A 1,219-nucleotide genomic window follows, 5' to 3' on the forward strand; every position below is an offset into this window, starting at 1 on the left:
CGGAGGTCACAAGGCTGCCCGAAGATAACTTTGATGGCCATATTACGGTGACCAATGATGAACCATACAACGGGATGTGGATTTACCTAAGAGGGATCAACGGGCCATATTCCACCGGCGGGGCGTCGGATAATGGAACATATCATAAACGCAATGGAGTAACAATTCCAGATAAACTGCACCGTTCTTTAGTCACCATCCTCGATTTTTATGATACGGCCAAACCGTTTACCTCGCTAAACGATGAGGAATGGTACCTGACAGAAATGTCGGATACGTCAACGGATGTATACGGCCTGATCATGCATGAATTCGGGCATGCGCTCGCATTTTCTTCCAGTTGGAAAGGCATGGCGGCCTACAAGCGAAGCGGGGGAACGGCAGATAACATCGTAGCCTACCAAGGCAATCCGGTTCCGCTGGACGATACTTACCACATTCCCGGGGAAGCCCCTTACTGGGATCGCATCAGCGGCCAAAACGGCGGACGTACACACCTTTTCCATAATAAGCGTTGGATGCTCACCAAGCTGACGCTGTTGATTGCGGAAAAAGCGGGCTGGAAACTAAACCGCGAATTGACCCCATTCCTCAGTCCGTCCATCAAGGACTTACCCATTCCAAACGCGAAACCGGGGCAGGAGTATGAGCTCCAGCTGCAAGCTGAAGGCGGCGTCCCGTTTTATGACTGGACGATCGCAGAAGGTTCGCTGCCAGATGGGCTGATCTTAGATCGTTTTACCGGCAAAATCTCAGGAAAAGTATCCGGAAATGCCAAAGGCAGCTACAAGTTTACGGTGCAGCTCCGGGATTACGACGAGATGGGGACACCGGTTCAGAAGGAACTGACCTTAAACGTCGGTCAAGGAGAGCTTGCCGGAAGCTATTTGTTTGAGGAAGGGAAGGAAGCATCAGAGGAGAAGGCAATAGATTATTCCGGCTCAGGTCATGACGCCGATTTGCATGATGCTGTGCATATGGATGGAGCCAGAGGTGGTGGAATCAGCCTGAACGGTTTAACGAGTTACATGGCCCTGCCGGATCGGATCTTGAAAGGTGCCAGTGAACTTACGTTCTCCGCATGGGTTCGTATGGCGGACAACGCAAAACTTTCGTCTTCTCTCACCGAGGATGCAGATTCCGCACGGGGTGGCCGAATATTTGATTTCGGGGCAGCCAATTCGAAATCGATGTCGTTGTCAGTGGATGCGAAAGGAAA

1 protein-coding gene is annotated in these 1,219 nt (G+C 51.3%); it reads left to right on the forward strand.

The annotated features are described in order from the left end of the window. On the forward strand, positions 1 to 1,219 hold a 1,219-nt coding region (locus CPT76_RS36010; RefSeq protein ID WP_181153265.1), incomplete at both ends, for an Ig domain-containing protein.

Source organism: Paenibacillus sp. AR247 (genome assembly GCF_002968895.1).
In the GTDB taxonomy this organism is placed as follows: domain Bacteria; phylum Bacillota; class Bacilli; order Paenibacillales; family Paenibacillaceae; genus Paenibacillus_AQ; species Paenibacillus_AQ favisporus.